Origin of the sequence: Pseudoclavibacter sp. JAI123 (genome assembly GCF_013409665.1) — a bacterium.
Taxonomy (GTDB): Bacteria; Actinomycetota; Actinomycetes; order Actinomycetales; family Microbacteriaceae; genus Pseudoclavibacter.
Genome location: NZ_JACCCM010000001.1, coordinates 863,179 through 880,248 on the forward strand (window position 1 = coordinate 863,179; position 17,070 = coordinate 880,248).

Below are 17,070 nucleotides of genomic sequence, written 5' to 3' on the forward strand. Positions count from 1 at the left end.
GAGCACGCGGGTCTTCGCGCGGCCTGACCGACATCAGTGCAATAAACGTGCTTCGAGGGCGTTTCGACGCTTTCGGGCCCGATATCGCACTGATGTTGGACAGGCGTCCGCGCAACGTCGAAGCGGCGCCCGGAAAATCCGCTCCCACCTGGCCAAGTGGCGTGATGAAACGGCCGGGTTCGCGCGTTGCGGCGCATCCAGCGCTCACTGATCCCGGAAGTTGGACAAGCGTCCGTGATGGCTGGGCTCAGCCGCGGCGCAGGAGGGGCAGCCCACCTATTCGGCGGCGAACGCCGCCGCGATGTCCTCGCTCGTCGCCTCATTGGCAAGGAGGGCGGCGAGCAGGATGCGCGCCTGCCCGGCGCGCAGGACCGCCGCGTGGATGGCGCCGACGACCGCGAGGTCGTGCCCGCCCCCGCCTCCGCCGTAGCTGGCCTTGAGGACACCGAAGGGCACGCGGCTCGAGACGACGAGCGGGATGTCGGAGGCCTGGCATTCCCATGCGGCGGAGACGATGCTCTGGCTCGCGTTGCCGGACCCGAGGCCGACGAGCACGATGCCCTGCACGCCGGCTTCGAGGCTCGCGTGCAGGTGCGTGGCGTCGCCGCCAGGCATGACGGCGACGGTGTCGACGCGCATTCCGGTCACCGGGGCCGGCAGGTGCAGGCGGCGGGCGGGCCTGTCGGTGACGCTCCGGAACGCATCCGCGCGGTCTGCGGATGCCTTCGTGAGGCCCCATGCCTTGAGCAGTCGGCCGCCGAACGCGACGAGCACGCCTCGCCCGCGGTTGGCGGGATCGAGGGCGGCGGCGAGGGCCGCGGCGACGTTCGCGGGCCCGTCCGGTGCCTCAGACTCCGCAGTGAACTGCGAACCGGTGAATATGACGGGCTTCGAGCTCTTGAGCTGCAGGTCGGTGAGCAGCGACGACTCCTCCATGGAGTCGGTGCCGTGCAGCACGATGACGGCGCTGACCTCGTCGTCCTCCACCTGGCGGCGCACCTCGTCGCTGATCGACTGCATGTCGCCGAGGGTGAGGCTCGAGGAGTCGACGGCCATGAGGTTCACGGGCCGCAGGCGGGCACCTGGCGCGTCTGCGCCCTCGAGCAGCGCATCCGCGCCGAGGCTGGGCGTCGTCGCCCCTGAGGCGGTTGTCGTGCTGGCGATGGTGCCGCCCGTCGCGATGACGGCGATGAGGGGGAGAGGCGCAGTGGTCGTCACGGTCACATGTCTACCCGGTTTTGCCGGGGCGCGCGCTGAGGGTTGACTGCGCGGCGTTCGGGGACCGACGGCCAGGATGCTCGACCCGCGACGCGGGGAACACGGACGCTTTCCCGTGCGTTGGGCACGTAACACAGAGTTAATTCGCGCCTTCCGGGAAGCGCGTCCCGAATTCATGGGGCACATTCCTAAGATGGCCGCACATCACTGATGTTCTGGCTACCGCCGAAGATAGGGAAACCCCAATGCAGAAGACACGCCTGATCACTGGAGGCATCGCCGCGCTTGCAGCGATCGGCCTCCTCTCAGCCTGCTCGAACCCGACCGCCCCCGACGCCGGCGGAACCGACGAGGGCGCCGCGTCCGGCGACACCATCGTCGTCTCCTCGGCGAACTTCCCGGAGTCGGAGATCATCGGCAACCTGTACGCGGAAGCGCTCAAGGATGCCGGCTTCACGGTCGAGACGCAGTTCAACATCGGCTCGCGCGAGGCGTACATCCCGGCGCTGTCGGACGGATCGATCGACCTGATCCCCGACTACACCGGCAACCTCCTCATCTTCCTCGACCCCGAGGCGGACACGGCGGATGCGGAGACCATCAACACGGGGCTCACCGCGGCGCTCGAGGCGGAGGGCCTCACGGGGCTCACCCCGGCCGAGGCCGAGGACAAGGACGCGGTCGTCGTCACGAAGGAGACCGCTGAGAAGTGGAACCTGACGACCATCGCCGACCTCGCCGCGCACAACGCCGAGATCACCTACGGTGCCCCGGCCGAGTTCCAGGAGCGCCCGCAGGGCCTGCCCGGCCTGAAGGCGAACTACGGCGTCGAGCCCAGCGCCTTCACCCCCATCGCTGACGGCGGCGGACCGGCTACGGTCGACGCGCTCGTGAGCGGACAGGTGCAGGTGGCGAACATCTTCACCACGTCGCCCGCGATCGTCGAGAACGACCTGGTCGTGCTCGAGGACCCGAAGAACAACTTCCCGGCGCAGCAGGTCGTCCCGATCGGCAACACCGAGAAGCTCACCCCCGAGGTCGCTGAGGTCATCGACGCCATCTCGGCGCAGCTGACCACCGACGAGCTCATCGCGCTGAACACGCGCGTCTCGGGCGAGGAGAAGGTCGAGCCGACCAAGGCCGCGACCGACTGGCTCACCGAGAAGGGCCTGCTCGGCGCGTAGGCACCGGAGCACCCGCACGACCGCCCAGAGGGTGGATGCGGCCGGTCACGCGCCGTCCGCATCCACACTCTCGGCAGCACCACCAGGCACGACCGCCGAACCCACCTCCCCCGCTTTCTTCACCCCTCCAGTTTCAAGATCCACCAGAAGCGAGTTCCGGATGCAGCAGCACGCAGACGCCGAGCAGCGGCCGCAAGTGCGCCCGACGATGCGCCCCAACAGGCGTGCCGCGCAGGCGAAGCGTCCGGTCACGGACGGGTCGTCCGCTGGCGTCAACGCGCTCGCGGGGACCAGCGCGGAGGCGTCGCTGCCGCTCTCGAGCTTCGTCATCGGTCGCGACCGCATGACCCCGCGCATCCTGGAGCGACTGGCCGTCACCGTCGGCCACCTCGACATCGACCCGCACGTCAGGGTCCGCCTCGCGGAGGCCCGCGGCGTCATCGAGAGCGTCATGGCGCGCGGCGAACCGGCGTACGGCGTGAACCGTGGCCTCGGCCCGCTGCGCGACCAGGAGATCCCCGAGGAGCTGCAGCACGCCTTCCAGCTGTTCGTCCTCGCCTCCCACGACGCCGCTGTCGGCAAGAACCTCACCCCGATCGAGGCTCGTTCCGTCATGCTCGCGCGCCTCGCCGTCATGGCGCAAGGCAACTCTGGGGCGACGACGTCGCTCTTCGAGGGGCTGCGCTGCCTGCTCGAATGCGGCGTGACGCCCGCCATCCCGTCTGAGGGATCCGTCGGCGCGGCAGACCTGTCCATGCTCGCGGCGATCGGGAACGTGCTCGTCGGCCGTGGCCGGGTGCTCGACGAGACGGGCACGCAGACCGTCCCGGCTCGCGAGGCGCTTGCGACGGCAGGGCTCGTCCCGCTGGAGCTCGCCGCGAAGGACGGCCTCGCCCTCGTCGGCGCGAATGCCGCCTCGGTGGGCATCGCCGCCCTCACCTCGGTGCGACTCGACCGCTTCACCGCCTCAGCCGACCTCGTCGTCGCCCACACCTTCGACGCCCTCAACGGCAGCGTCAAGGGCTTCCAGGAGAAGGTCGTCGCGGCGCGCCCCCACCCCGGTCAGATCCGCGCCGCCGCCCGCTTCCGCTCGCTCCTCGGCTCGAGTCGCGCCTACGGCCCCGCCACGGCTGGCTCGCTGCAGGACCCGCTCTCCATGCGCACCGTCCCGCAGGTGCACGGCACGCTCATCGAGCAGGCGGATGTGCTGCGCGAGTCGGTCACGGTCGAGCTGAACGCGCGCAGCGAGAACCCCTACATCGACGTCGACAACGACGTCATCATCTCCAACGGCAACTTCTCGACGATCCAGATGGCGATCACCGCCGACTCGGTCCGCCTCCTCCTCGCGCACTTCGGCATCATGAGCGAGCGGCGCTGCTCCCTCATGATCAGGCGCCTCCGCTCCGAGCGCTCGCTCGTCGAGCAGGTGCTGTCGATCGATGACGCCGAGCATCCGTTCGTGCCCGTCATCCTCGCGAACACGGCCTCATCGCTCATGGCGCGACTCCAGCAGCTCGCGGCGCCCGTCTCGCACCTCGGCGGGGTCGTCGGCGACGGCGTCGAGGACCACAACGCGCAGGGCTACCTCGCCGTGCGCCTCCTCGAGGACAGCCTGGAGGCCGCCGAGCGGCTCCTCGCGATCGAGGCGCTCCTCGCAGTCGGCGTGGGCGTCGCAGCCCCCGCGCCCTCCATGAAGGACCGCGCCCCGCTCGTGGTGCAGCTTTCGAAGCGCATCCGTGAGACGCTCGCCCTCAACGACCCCGCCATCATGACCTCTCAGCGAATCGACCGAGTGCGCGCCGACATCGCCGAGCTGAGTGAGCACGTGCAGGACGCGTGAGCCGTCGGCTCTCGCACCAAGATCACCCCGTCCCCAGCCAAGGAGCAGCATGATCACCTTCGAGAGCGTCACCAAGACGTATCCGGACGGCACCACCGCGGTCAACGACCTCAGCCTCGACATCGAGGAGGGCTCCTTCACGGCCTTCGTCGGCCCCAGCGGATGCGGCAAGACGACGTCGATGCGCATGATCAACAAGATGATCGACGCGTCGAGCGGCCGCATCACGGTTGCAGGCAAGGACGTCGCGGATGTTCCCTCGACGCAGCTGCGCCTCGGCATCGGCTACGTGATCCAGAACGCGGGACTCTTCCCGCACCGGACCGTGCTCGACAACGTCGCCACCGTGCTCCGGCTCAAGGGCGTGCCCGCGAAGGAGGCCCGCGCGAAGGCGATGGATGCCATCGAGCGGGTTCGCCTCCGCCCCGAGCTCGTGCACCGCTATCCCGCCGACCTCTCCGGCGGCCAGCAGCAGCGTGTGGGCGTGGCGCGCGCACTCGCGGCCGACCCGCCCATCCTGCTCATGGACGAGCCGTTCAGCGCCGTCGACCCGGTGGTGCGCGACGAGCTGCAGCAGGAGATGATCCGCCTGCAGCGCGAGCTGAAGAAGACGATCGTGTTCGTGACGCACGACATCGACGAGGCGCTCATCCTCGGCGACAAGATCGCCGTCTTCGGCCCCGGCGGCGTACTGCACCAGTACGCGGCGGCCGAGGAGGTCATGACGAGGCCCGCGAACACGTTCGTCTCCAGCATGATCTCCAAGGACCGCGGCTACCGGGCCCTCACGTTCCGGGACGCATCCCTCACCGCGGAGCCCCTCGCCGAGCCGGTCGCCGGCATCATCAGCCTCGACCCCCACACATCGGAGTGGTCGCTCGCCGTCGACGACAACGGCCGCCCCGACGCCTGGCTGCACCGCGCGAGCTCGCTGCGCGTCCCCGTCGGCGCCGTCGTCACCCTCGACGACAACCTGCGCCGGTCGCTCGACGCGGTGCTCGCCTCCCCGGCGGGCCTCGCCGTCGTGGTCGACGAATCCGGCGTCGCCGCCGGTGTCGTGCGCGGCGAGACGGTGTTCGCGCGCGTCGCCGACTCGAGCGGCGACCGGTCATGAGCTGGCTCATCGCGAACTGGGACACCGTCTGGCCCATCATCATCCAGCACGCGATGCTCTCGGTCGTGCCCACGGTGCTCGGCCTCGTCATCGCGCTGCCGCTCGGGATGCTGCTTGTCGGGCGCCCCCGGGGTCGCGCGGTCGCGATCGTCGTCGCGAGCATCGTGTTCACGATCCCGTCGCTCGCGCTGTTCGTGGTCATCCCCTCGATCGTCGGCACGCCGATCATCAGCCCGCTCAACGTGGTCATCGCGCTGACGCTCTACTCGACGGCGCTCCTCATCCGCACCGTGCTCGAGTCGCTCGACGCCGTGCCCGCCGACGTGAAGGACGCGTCGAGCGCCATCGGCTACTCGTCGATCAAGCGGGTCATCGAGGTCGAGCTGCCCCTCGCCATCCCGGTGCTCGTCGCCGGCCTCCGGGTCGTCGCCGTCACCAACGTCTCGCTCGTGTCGGTCGGTGCCGTCATCGGCGTCGGCGGCCTCGGCCAGCTCTTCACGGCCGGCTTCCAGCGCGACTACCCGGACCAGATCTTCGCGGGCATCATCACGATCCTCATCCTCGCGTTCATCTTCGACCGCATCATCGCCCTCATCGGCGTCGCCACCACACCGTGGCTCCGCAGCGGGCGCGTCAAAGCGAAGCGCGCCGCGAGGCGCACACCCAACGAGCGCACGGAGACCGCCATGCTCGACACCGTCATCGGACTCGATTCTCCGGAAAAGAAGGCAAACGTCTGATGTTCAACGAGATGCTGTCCTACTTCCTCGACCCGGCCAACTGGGTCGGCTCCGCGAGCATCCCGGCGCGTGTCGGCGAGCACCTCTGGTACTCGCTGCTCGCCGTCGCACTTGCCTCCGTCATCGCGTTCCCGCTCGGCCTCGTCATCGGCCACACCGGCAAGGGCACGACTTTCATCGTCGCCACCGCCAACGTGCTCCGGGCACTCCCCAGCCTGGGCCTCATGACGCTGCTCGTGCTGCTCATGGGGCTCGGCCTGTTCCCGCCCGTGATCGCGCTGGTCATCCTCGCCGTGCCGCCGCTCCTCGCCGGCGTCTACTCGGGCGTCGCCAACGTCAGCCGAGCGACCGTGGACGCCGCGCGAGCCATGGGCATGACCGAGTGGCAGATCGTGTGGCAGGTCGAACTGCCCAATGCCATGCCCCTCATCGTCGCCGGCCTCCGCAGCGCGGTGCTGCAGGTCATCGCGACCGCGACCATCGCGGCCTACGTCAACCTCGGCGGCCTCGGGCGCTACATCTTCGACGGCCTGGCCGTCACCGACTACGGGCGCGTGCTCGTCGGCGCGATCCTCGTGACGCTCCTCGCGCTCGTCGTGGATGGCATCCTCGCGCTGCTCGGCCGCCTCGTCGTCCCCGGCCGCACGAAGCGGGGTCCGAAGGATGCTGAGGCTAGCTCGGGCTCGGGCTCGGGCGCAGGCTCGAGTGCTGGCGCTGTCTCCGGCGCGACGGTCGCATCCACGAGCGCCGCCACGACCAGCGCGTAGCTTCGCGGTCGGTGTCCGCGGGTTCCCTGGCCTGCGCAGGCACCCCGGTCGCCGGCCGGCCAGCCCGCGCACCCGCCCCACAGCGCGATCACTGCCAGCCAGGTGGCCCTTCTGGATGTTCCAGAAGGGCCATCTGGCTGGCGGCGTTCGCGGTGGCTCGGGGCTCAGGGGCCATTTGGCTGGCAGCGATTGAGGTTGGGTGCGCGGATGCGGTGCGCGGCGGCTACTCGGCGGCGAGGATCTCGTCGACGGGGCGGTAGTCGAGGCCGAGCGCCGTCGCGACGCCGCGGTTGGTGATGTGCCCGCCGTGCACGTTGAGCCCGAGCGAGAGCGCCGGGTTGTCCTGCATGGCACGCTTCCAGCCCTTGTCGGCGATGGCGGTCACGTACGGGAGCGTCGCGTTGGTGAGCGCGCGCGTCGAGGTCTCCGGCACGGCGCCAGGCATGTTCGCGACGCAGTAGTAGATCGAGTTGTGCACCGGGAACGTGGGGTCGTCGTGGGTCGTCGGGTGCGACCCCTCGAAGCATCCGCCCTGGTCGATGGCGATGTCGACGAGCACCGATCCGTGCTTCATGCCCGCAACCATCTCGTCGGTCACGAGCTTCGGTGCGGCGGCCCCCGGGATGAGGACGGAGCCGACGACGAGGTCGGCCTCGGCGAGCTGCGCCGCGATCTCGTATGCCGATGAGGCACGCGTCTGGATCTTGCCCTGGAACTGCACCTCGAGCTCCCGCAGCCGGGGGATGTTGAGGTCGATGATGGTGACGTCGGCGCCCATGCCGACGGCGTTCGCGGCCGCGTGCTCGCCGGCGACGCCGCCGCCGATGACGACGACCTTCGCCTTCGGCGTTCCGGGGACGCCGCCGAGCAGCATGCCGCGTCCGCCGGCGGCCTTCATGAGGTGGTACGCGCCGACCTGCGTCGCGAGGCGGCCAGCGACCTCGCTCATGGGGGTGAGCAGCGGCAGCGAGCGGTTCGGCAGCTGCACCGTCTCGTAGGCGATCGCGGTGGTGCCCGCGCCGGCGAGCGCCTCTGCCTGCGCCCGGTCGGCGGCGAGGTGCAGGTAGGTGAAGAGCACGAGGTCTGGCCGCATGTGCCGGTACTCGGAGGCGATGGGTTCCTTGACCTTGAGGAGCAGCTCTGCGCGCGCCCACACCTCGTCGGCGGTGGCGAGGATGCTCGCACCGGCGGCCTCGTAGGCCTCGTCGGTGATGGCGGAGCCGAGCCCTGCGCCTGCCTCGATGAGCACCTCGTGGCCGTGCCGCACGAGCTCGTGCACTCCGGCGGGCGTGATGGCGACGCGGTTCTCGTTGTTCTTGATCTCTGCAGGGATCCCGATGCGCATGATGACCTCGTTGTGTTCGTGCTGATTCGGTGCTGTTCTTCGGAAATCATGTGCAGAAAGTGTTTCGAACGGGTTGAGAGCCGCAGGAACCGCGGCCCTTGGGTCAGTATTGGTAGAAATCTGTGATCGAAGGGGATGCGCATGGCTGGAACGCCGAAGGAACTTCGGGGTGCGGATGCAGGGGCGCTCGACGACATCGACCGCAGGCTCGTCGAGCTGCTGCAGGCCGACTCCCGGCAGTCGAACACGCAGCTCGCGAACGCCGTCGGCATCGCGCAGTCGACGTGCATCGCGCGCGTGCGCTCGCTGGTCGCCCGCGGCGTGATCACGAGGTTCACGGCGGATGTGGGCCTGCCGCGGCTCGGCCTCGCGCTGCAGGCGCTCATCAGCGTCAACATCCGGTCGGGGAAGCGGCAGGAGCTCGCGCATTTCGCGGAGGAGATGCGGGCGCTGCCCGAGGTCGTGCAGATCTTCTTCCTCGGCGGCTCGGAGGACTTCATCGTGCACGTCGCAGTGCGTGATTCGAATGACGTGCGGGAGTTCGTGGTGGCGCACCTGTCGACGCACCCGGCCGTCGCATCCACTCGCACGAGCATCGTCTTCGACCACCACCGCATCCGCTGACCTGAGCTGCGTGCGCTGACTGCGCCGAGCTCAGGCACAGACGTTGGGGGGGTGTGCCTGCTCGGCGTTGCTCGTGCCTGCTGAAGCCCCAGGTTTGGGGATGCTGGAGTCGGCCCGGCGTGCAGACGTGGGGGTTGCGCTGGTTCCGTGCTGGGGTGGGCTGCTGAAGCCCCAGGTCTGCAGCAGGCTGGCCGGCATGCGGCAGCCTGCATCCGCACTTCGTCCCGTGATCTAAGAACGCAGTAGCCGAAACCACCGTTGCGTTCTTATTCTGTGTGCATGGAGCCAGGAGCGCAGCCGCAGGAAGACCTCGTCGCGACCCTCATCGTGCGCGGGAGGATCCGGGATGCCCGCGGCGTCTGGGGACCGGGCGAGGTGTGGGCTGCGGGGCCTCGGATCGTCGCGGTGCACACCGGTGCGTCCCGCGCCGCGGCTCCCGCAGGAGCCAGGCTGGTCGACGTCGGCGATTCCTACGTGCTGCCCGGAGTGGTGGATGCGCACGTGCACTCCCTCTCGCACGGCGGCGAGGGCATCGCCGCGTCGACGAGGGCGGCGGCCGCGGGTGGCGTGACGACGATCGTGGAGATGCCGTACGACGGCACCGGCCCCATCAACAGCATCGACAAGCTGCGCGCGAAGCAGGATCTCGCGAACGACGAGGCGCACATCGACGTCGCGCTGCTCGGCACCCTCGCACCCGGTGGCGGGTGGCGTGCGGCTGGAGATCTCGCCGAGGCTGGGGCCGTCGGCTTCAAGGTCTCTCTCTTCCACACGCACGAGACGCGCTTCCCGCGCATCGACGACCGCGAGCTGCTGAGCGTCATGGCCGCCGTGCGGGACGCGGGCCGCACCCTCTGCACGCACGCCGAGAACAACGAGATCATCCAGTCGCTGCTCCGGGAGGAGCGGGCGGCGGGCAGCACCGACCCGCAGTCGCACTCGCGGTCGCGGCCGCCCGTCTCGGAGACGCTCGGGGTGCTGACGGCGCTCGAGGTGGCGGCCAACACGGGCGCGCGCCTGCACGTCTGCCACCTGTCGCTGCCGCGCAGCGTCGACCTCGTCGAGTGGTACCGCTCGCAGGGCGCTGACGTCACGCTCGAGACGTGCCCGCACTACCTGACCTTCACCCAGGACGATCTCGAGACGCAGCGCGGGCACCTCAAGATCAACCCTCCGCTGCGCGATACGACTGCACGTGAGGGCCTGTGGGACCGCATCGGCCGTGGCGCCGTGAGCGTCGTCAGCTCCGACCACGCGCCGTGGTCCCGCGAGCTGAAGGAGCACGAGGTGATGCTCGACAACAGCTCGGGTGCTCCCGGCGTGCAGACGCTCGTCGCGGCGACGCTCGGCGGGGCGCTCCGCCGCGACGCGTCCGAGGCGCTGCTGTCGCAGGCGGTGGATGCGCTCACGATCGCCCCCGCACGACGCTACGGCCTCGACGCGCGCAAGGGCTCGCTCGAGGTGGGCAAGGACGCGGACATCGTCGTGTTCACGCCGGGCGACGCATCCATCGAGCTCGACCGGATGCTGTCGAACGCCGGCTGGACGCCGTACGAGGGCATGTCGCCAGGCGGCAGCGTGACGCACACGTTCTCCCGCGGTGAGCTGGTCTACTCCGACACGGCGGGGCTGCTCGCGGCCGCTGGCCGGGGAGAGGTCCTGGTCTGATCATGAGCGACCTGCGACCGAAGGCGGACCCGAACGGGCGGCCCATATCCGGGGGAGCGGCCGCATCCGGCGGTGGCAGCGGCACCGGTGGAGCGGCGTACAAGTCGCTGCACCGTGGCCTCGAGATCCTGCAGCTCATCCAGGGCCGCGGGCGCCTGAAGATCTCCGAGATCAGCAGCGAGCTCGGCATGCCCCTGTCGACCGTCTACCGCTACGTGACGGTGCTGCGGGATGCGGGCTTCGCGATCGAGATCGACGGCTACCTCATGCCGTCGAGCCGTCTCGCGGAGAGCGACGACGCCTCGCCGCACCTCGTGCGCTACGCGGCCCCCGTCCTCCGCCGCCTCCGCGAGCTCACCGGCATGACCGCGATTCTCGCCGTGCGGGTGCACATCACCGCCGTGTGCCTCGAGGTGTCCTACGCGCATCCGCAGCATCGCATCCCGTTCGGACGCGGCAAGGTGCGCAGCCTCTACGCGGGCGCCACGGCGCTGCCGCTGCTGGCGTACGCGCCGAAGAAGGTGGTGCGCGAGCTGCTCTCCGGCGGTCTGCGCGCGTACACGACCGCGACCATGAGCCCCGAGATGATCGAGCCGTATCTGCGCCAGGTGCGCGCCGAGGGGCACGCCGTCTCCTACGGGCAGATCACCCCGGGCATGGTCGGCATCGGCGTTCCTGTCTTCGCGGGCGGCCGCGTGCTGTGCTCACTGTCGCTTGTCGGTGACGAGCGGCAGACTGGGGCACTGGATGAGCGCATCGCGCTCCTCAAGCAGGGAGCTGCAGAGCTCGCCGCGAAACTGCCATCGAACGTCGACCTCGAAGTCTGGAGCGATCAGAGTGCCTGAATCAGCCGCGACCCCCGCGAACAGCCAGACCCGCGCGGGCGGCGAGACTCCCACGGACGGCGAGACGCCGCCGCCGGCATCCGCGCCCCTCGCCAGCCCCATCCTCGCCCGCGGCACCCAGCCCATCACGGCGCAGCGCGGCACGAAGCTGCGGGCCAGGAACTGGCGGGCCGAGGGCCTGCTCCGCATGTTCGAGAACGTGCTCGAGGTCGGCGAGAACGCGGCGGAGCTCATCGTCTACGCCTCGCTCGGGAAGGCCGCCCGCAACTGGGATGAGGCCTGCCGCATCGTCACCTCGCTGCTCGAGCTCGACGAGGCCGAGACGCTCATCCTGCAGACGGGCGCCGCAGTCGGCGTCATGTCGACGAAGCGCGACTCGCCCATGGTGCTGTCCGCCGTCAACAACACCGTCGGCAACTGGGCCACCAGCGACCGCTTCTACGAGCGGTACCGCGCCGGCCAGACCATCTGGGGCGGCCTGACCGCCGCCGCGTGGCAGTACATCGGCCGCCAGGGCGTGCTGCAGGGCACGTACGAGCTGCTGCGCGAGGTGCTCGTCCAGCACTACGACGCGCGGGCGGAGGGCAGGTGGATGCTCACCGCTGGCCTCGGCGGGATGGGGTCGGCCCAGCCGATCTCGGCGCGCATCCTCGGCCTCTCCTCGCTCACGGTCGAGATCGACCAGGTGAAGATCGACCGCGCGCTCGCGGTCGGCGGCATCGACGTGCAAGCGCCGACCCTCGACGACGCGCTCGCGCTGATCGAGGCGGCGCGCGCCGAGGGGATCCCGGCCGCGGTCGCGCTGCACGCCAACGCGGCGGCCGTGTTCACCGAGCTCGCATCCCGAGGCGTCACGCCGGACATCGTCACCGACCAGACCGCCGCGCACGACGCGCGCTACGGCTACGTGCCCCTGGAGTACACGCTCGACGCGTGGATCACTGCCCGCGAGACGGAGCCGGAGCGCGTCGAGGCGCTGGCCCGAGCATCCATGGCCCAGCAGGTCGAGGCCATGCTCACGCTGCAGGAACGCGGCTCGGTCGCCTTCGAGAACGGCAACAACCTGCGCGTCAAGGCGCTCGAGCACCTGGGGGAGGGGGAGGCCGACCGGGTCAACCGCATCCCCGGCTTCATGGAGGCCTACCTGCGTCCGCTCTTCGCGCGGGGTATAGGCCCGTTCCGCTGGGTGTGCCTGTCCGGCGACGTCGACGACCAGCTCACGATGGATGCGCTCGCCTCGTCGCTCTTCCCCGAGCGGCCCGAGATCGCCGAGTGGCTGGCGCTCGCGGGCGTGCACGTACCCCAGCAGGGGCTGCCGGCCCGATCATGCTGGCTCGGCCACGGCGAACGCTCGCGCCTCGCGCAGGCCGCGAACGAGCTCGTCGCCGACGGACGCCTCTCGGCTCCCGTGCTCTTCAGCCGCGACCACCTCGACTCGGCCGGCATGACGCATCCGCGCATCGGCACCGAGGGCATGCGGGACGGCTCCGACGGGGTCACCGACTGGCCGCTCCTCGACGCCATGCTGCTCTCGACGGCCGGCGCCGACCTCGTCGCCATCCACTCCGGCGGCGGCGGCTACACGGGGTGGATGCAGTCGGCCGGCGTCTCGATCGTCGCCGACGGCAAGCCGGAGACCCTCGAGCGCCTGCGCCTCGCGCTCGACCTCGACACGGGCCTCGGCGTCATCCGCCACGCGGCCGCCGGCTACGAGGAGGCGACCGTCGCCATCGCGCGCGGAGGCGAGACGGGGGATGCGCCCATCGCGGCCCTCGGGCTGGCCGCGCGCGGCGCATCCGCTGGGCCAGCTGCATCAGCCCCGGGACCACAAGCACTCCCAGCCAGCTCTGACACCGACCCCGAAGGGAACGCTCGTGCGTGAACTCACCCAGGAAGACGCCATCCACGGAGTGCTCGGGGGCGGTGTGCTCGCGTGCGGCGGCGGCGGGTGGAAGCACCACGGCGAGCTCATGGGCCGCATGGCGACCGAGCTGAACCGGCCGGTGCTCGCGAGCATCGACGAGCTGCCGGAGGACAGCTGGGTGGCGACGGTCACGGCCATCGGCGCCCCGGCGGCGAAGAACTGGGAGATCCGCCCGGTCGACTACGTGCACGCGCTGCAGGAGCTCATCAGGGCGACGGATGTGCCCATCGCGGCCGTCATGACCGCCCAGAACGGCTACTCGACGACCCTCAACGGGTGGATCCAGTCGTCGGTGCTCGGCGTGAAGGTGCTTGACGTGGCCGGCGACGTGCGCGCGCATCCGACGGGCAAGCTCGGCTCGCTCGGCCTCGCCGAACGTGAGGGGTACGTGGCGACGCAGGTCGTCTCGGGCGGCAACCGCGCCCTCCACGGGCACTTCCTCTCGGTGAACACAGGCACGATCAACACGTGCGACGACGTGCTGCGCGACATCTCGGTGCGCACGGGCGGCTTCATCGCGGCCGCGCGCAACCCCGTCGAGCTGAGCTATGTGAAGGAGCACGCGGCGCACGGGTCCATCTCGCTGGCCCTCGACCTCGGGCGCGACATGGCCGCTGCGCTCAGGAAGCGCGGCGCAGGGAAGCAGGAGGCGTTCGTGCAGGCGGTCGTCGAGCGCCTCGGCGGCACGGTCGTGTCGCGCGGCCCGCTCGGCTTCGAGGTGCCGACCGAGACGCACGGCGGCTGGGACCACGGCACGTTCCGCATCGGCGACTTCACGGTGCCGTACCTCAACGAGTACATGGCCATCGAGTCCGGCGGTGAGCGCATCGCGACCTACCCGGACACGATCATCATCCTCGACCCCAAGCTCGGCGAGGCCGTCGCAGTCAAGGACGCCTACGAGGGCGAAGAGGTTGTGCTCGTCTCGGTGCCCGCATCCGCCCTGCCCGTGTCGTCGTCGGCCATCGACGAGTCCGGGCTCGCCGAGATCGAGCAGATCATGGGCATCGACTTCCTGAAGTACCGCGACTCGGGCCTCGTCGGCGGGACGGTCGGCTATGTCAGCTGACACCGCGGATGCGCTGCTCGGCGCCGTTGACCCGTCCAGGCTCCGGCCCGACCAGCAGCGGGTCCTCGCCGATCTGACGGAGCTCGCCGGCCTCGTCGAGAGCGCCGAGCCTGGCTTCTCACGACGCGTATTCTCCGACGCGTACCGCGCGGGGCGCGAGTGGGTGCGAGACCGGATGCGCACGGCGGGCCTCGAGGCGCACATCGACCCGGCGGGCAACGTCGTCGGAGTGCTGCGCGGCGCGAACTCGGCGCTCAAGCCGCTCATGACGGGGTCGCACACCGACACCGTGCACGCGGGCGGACGCTACGACGGCATCGTCGGCGTGCTCGGCGGCATCGAGGTCGCGAGGCGGCTCCGCGAGGAGGGCATCACGCTCTCGCGCGACCTGTACGTCGTCGACTTCCTCGGCGAGGAGGCGAACTCCTTCGGCGTCTCCTGCATCGGGTCTCGGTCCATCGCCGGACTCCTGCTGCCCGAGCACCTCGAGCGCACCGACGGCGAATCCGCGCTTCGCCTCGGCGACGCCATGACGGGCTTCGGCCTCGACACGAGCGGCGCGCTCGGCCAGGCCTGGACGCCCGGCTCGCTGCACGCCTACCTCGAGCTGCACATCGAGCAGGGCCCGCAGCTCGAGCGCAGCGGCACGCAGATCGGCGTCGTCACGGCGATCGCCGGCATCGAGCGGCTCATGGCCGCCTTCTCGGGCCGCGCCGACCACGCGGGCACCATGCCCATGCAGGGCAGGCACGACGCGCTCATCGCGGCCGCCGAGGCGATCCTCACGATCGAGCGAGAGGCGTGCGGCGCCCCCATCCACGGAGTATCGACGACCGGCCGCATCGAGTCGTCGCCCGGTTCCTTCAACATCGTTCCAGACGAGGCGCGCATCTGGGCGGAGATGCGCAGCGTGGATGCGTCGTGGCTGCACGGCGCGAAGCGTCGCGTCGCCGAGGACATCGCGGCGGGCGCCGCGCTGCGCGGCGTCGAGACCGCCATCGAGTGGCTCAACGACCAGGACCCGGTCGCGGCAGACCCCGACCTGCAGCGCCTCCTCGGCGAGGCCGCCGACGCGCTCGGCTACACGTGGGAAGCCGTGCCGTCCGGCGCCGGCCACGACGCCGCGCACCTCGCGCGCCTCGGGCCGATGGGCATGATCTTCGTGCCATCCGTCGGCGGGCGCAGCCACGTGCCAGAGGAGTTCACGGAGGCCGACGACATCGCCGTGGGCATCCACGTGCTCGCGACGGCCCTCGTCGCCGCCGACCGCAGCGAGCGTCCGCTCGTCGCGAGCTGAGTCCCCTCGGCCGTCGCCGAAGTCTCGGGATGGAAACCTCGCTTCGCTACGGGAAGTTTCCCAGCACGAAGTGAGTTCGCCAGCCCGAGTCCCCGGGCGCCGAGATCGCCGGCCAGGCGCCGAGTCGGGCGAAAGTCCAGGCTCGGCCCCCAGGCTTGGCAGTCGGATGCATGTGCATCCGTTCACAGACAACCGATGCGGGAACGGGGAACACCATGGCGACGTTTGTGCTCATCCACGGTGGAGGATCGTCGAGCTGGGACTGGCACCTTGTCGTGCCGAAGCTCGAGGAGGCGGGGCACCGCGCCATCGCGGTCGACCTGCCGGTTGAGGAGCCGGGCCTGTCGCTCGTCGACTACGCCGATTCGGTGTCCGCGCAGCTCGACGAGGCGAGGGGTGACAGCTCCGACGGTGACGGGCAGGGCGAGCAGCTGGTCATCGTCGGCCATTCGCTTGGCGGCTTCACGGCGGCGCTCGTGGCGGAGCGCCTGGACGCCGACGGGCTCGTGTACGTAGCCGGCATGATCCCGAAGCCGGGGGAGACGATGCAGGAGTGGTGGGATGCCACGGGCCACAGCGCGCTCGGTGTCGATTCCGAGGACGAGCTCGTGTTCTACAACCTGGTCCCAGACGACCTGGTCGTCGACGCGAAGGCGCACGTGCGCGAGGAGACGGGGTCGTGGATGGACGCTCCGTGGCCCGGAGTGGGGCGGGAGACGTCGACGGGGTTCATCGCCGCCGAGGACGACCTGTTCTTCCCGATCGAGTTCGCGAAGCAGCATGCGCGCGACCGTGCCGGGGTCGAGGCGGTCGTCGTGCCCGGCGGCCACTATGTCGCCATCGGTGCCCCGGATCCCCTGGCGAAGGCGCTCGCGGAGTTTGCTGACGGCCTCTGACCGTTCGGCTCGGTACGCTCGTCGGATGCAGCAGCTCACCGAGGCCCAGATTCGGGATGCGTTCGTGAACGCCTCGCGCAAGGAGGTCAGCGACGTGACCCTGCCGCCCGGTTTCCACGATATCGACTGGGGGCGACGCGACTACCTTGGCTGGACGGACCCGAAGCTGGGGCGTCGCGCCTACGCGGTGGTCCCCGTCGACGGCGAGCTCGTGGGGATCGTGTTCGAGCGGGCGCGCAAGCTGCCGACGCGTCGGGCGATGTGCTCGTGGTGCGAGGACGTGACGCTGCCGAACGATGTCGTCTTCTACAGCGCGAAGCGCACGGGGGAAGCCGGCCGGCGCGGTGACACCGTCGGGACGCTCGTGTGCGCTGCGTTCGAGTGCTCGGCGAACGTGCGCCGCCTGCCTCCGTCCGCGTACATCGGCTATGACCGGGATGCGGCGCGCGAGCAGCGCACGGAGAACCTGCGGACGCGCGCGGCGAGCTTCGCGCGCAACCTCCGCGACGGGGTCTGACCGAGTCCGTCTGGCGTCC

At 70.3% G+C, this 17,070-nt stretch carries 15 protein-coding genes; 13 read left to right on the plus strand and 2 right to left on the minus strand.

Annotated features, from left to right (window positions below):
- Positions 1-276 precede the first annotated feature (276 nt).
- Entirely contained in the window at positions 277-1,218 is a 942-nt protein-coding gene (locus HDC34_RS04185; RefSeq protein WP_258067830.1) for an asparaginase domain-containing protein, read from the minus strand.
- A 245-nt stretch (positions 1,219-1,463) separates the two neighbouring features.
- Here HDC34_RS04185 and HDC34_RS04190 point away from each other — a divergent pair, with 245 nt between their 5' ends.
- From HDC34_RS04190 to HDC34_RS04210, 5 genes are all read left to right on the plus strand, one after another.
- Positions 1,464-2,402, plus strand: a complete 939-nt coding sequence (locus HDC34_RS04190; RefSeq protein ID WP_104310394.1) for an ABC transporter substrate-binding protein — start codon at positions 1,464-1,466, stop codon at positions 2,400-2,402.
- A gap of 160 nt (positions 2,403-2,562) precedes the next feature.
- Positions 2,563-4,245: an aromatic amino acid ammonia-lyase gene (locus HDC34_RS04195; RefSeq protein WP_179555979.1), complete on the plus strand. Its 1,683-nt coding sequence runs from the start codon at positions 2,563-2,565 to the stop codon at positions 4,243-4,245.
- 49 nt (positions 4,246-4,294) lie between these two features.
- Positions 4,295-5,359 carry an ABC transporter ATP-binding protein gene (locus HDC34_RS04200; protein WP_179555980.1) on the plus strand — a complete coding sequence of 355 codons (1,065 nt, stop codon included), beginning with the start codon at positions 4,295-4,297 and terminating at the stop codon, positions 5,357-5,359.
- The gene (locus tag HDC34_RS04205; protein ID WP_179555981.1) at positions 5,356-6,099 is read left to right on the plus strand and encodes an ABC transporter permease; all 744 of its coding nucleotides are present in this window, start codon (positions 5,356-5,358) and stop codon (positions 6,097-6,099) included. The genes HDC34_RS04200 and HDC34_RS04205 overlap by 4 nt, the downstream gene beginning before the upstream one ends.
- Positions 6,099-6,866, plus strand: coding sequence for an ABC transporter permease (locus HDC34_RS04210; protein WP_179555982.1), 768 nt, complete (start codon positions 6,099-6,101; stop codon positions 6,864-6,866). The genes HDC34_RS04205 and HDC34_RS04210 overlap by 1 nt, the downstream gene beginning before the upstream one ends.
- Before the next feature lie 223 nt (positions 6,867-7,089).
- On the opposite strand, the gene ald is transcribed toward HDC34_RS04210, so the two are convergent.
- Positions 7,090-8,211: an alanine dehydrogenase gene (gene ald, locus HDC34_RS04215; RefSeq protein WP_179555983.1), complete on the minus strand. Its 1,122-nt coding sequence runs from the start codon at positions 8,209-8,211 to the stop codon at positions 7,090-7,092.
- A 141-nt stretch (positions 8,212-8,352) separates the two neighbouring features.
- Between ald and HDC34_RS04220 the strand changes: the two genes are divergently transcribed.
- From HDC34_RS04220 to HDC34_RS04255, 8 genes are all read left to right on the plus strand, one after another.
- Entirely contained in the window at positions 8,353-8,835 is a 483-nt protein-coding gene (locus HDC34_RS04220; RefSeq protein ID WP_179555984.1) for an Lrp/AsnC family transcriptional regulator, read from the plus strand.
- Positions 8,836-9,114: 279 nt separating this feature from the next.
- Positions 9,115-10,503, plus strand: a complete 1,389-nt coding sequence (locus HDC34_RS04225) for a dihydroorotase family protein (protein ID WP_179555985.1) — start codon at positions 9,115-9,117, stop codon at positions 10,501-10,503.
- 2 nt (positions 10,504-10,505) lie between these two features.
- Complete coding sequence (locus HDC34_RS04230; protein WP_104310401.1) at positions 10,506-11,348, plus strand: IclR family transcriptional regulator; 843 nt, start codon at positions 10,506-10,508, stop codon at positions 11,346-11,348.
- Positions 11,341-13,230 (plus strand): urocanate hydratase, encoded by a 1,890-nt coding sequence (locus HDC34_RS04235; RefSeq protein WP_211892242.1) that lies wholly within the window; start codon positions 11,341-11,343, stop codon positions 13,228-13,230. Before HDC34_RS04230 ends, HDC34_RS04235 begins: the two co-directional genes overlap by 8 nt.
- Positions 13,223-14,341 (plus strand): DUF917 family protein, encoded by a 1,119-nt coding sequence (locus HDC34_RS04240; RefSeq protein WP_179555986.1) that lies wholly within the window; start codon positions 13,223-13,225, stop codon positions 14,339-14,341. Before HDC34_RS04235 ends, HDC34_RS04240 begins: the two co-directional genes overlap by 8 nt.
- Positions 14,331-15,638: a M20 family metallo-hydrolase gene (locus HDC34_RS04245; RefSeq protein ID WP_179555987.1), complete on the plus strand. Its 1,308-nt coding sequence runs from the start codon at positions 14,331-14,333 to the stop codon at positions 15,636-15,638. The genes HDC34_RS04240 and HDC34_RS04245 overlap by 11 nt, the downstream gene beginning before the upstream one ends.
- 215 nt (positions 15,639-15,853) lie before the next feature.
- Positions 15,854-16,534: an alpha/beta fold hydrolase gene (locus tag HDC34_RS04250; protein WP_104310405.1), complete on the plus strand. Its 681-nt coding sequence runs from the start codon at positions 15,854-15,856 to the stop codon at positions 16,532-16,534.
- Positions 16,535-16,559: 25 nt separating this feature from the next.
- Entirely contained in the window at positions 16,560-17,051 is a 492-nt protein-coding gene (locus HDC34_RS04255) for an FBP domain-containing protein (protein WP_179555988.1), read from the plus strand.
- Positions 17,052-17,070 lie beyond the last annotated feature (19 nt).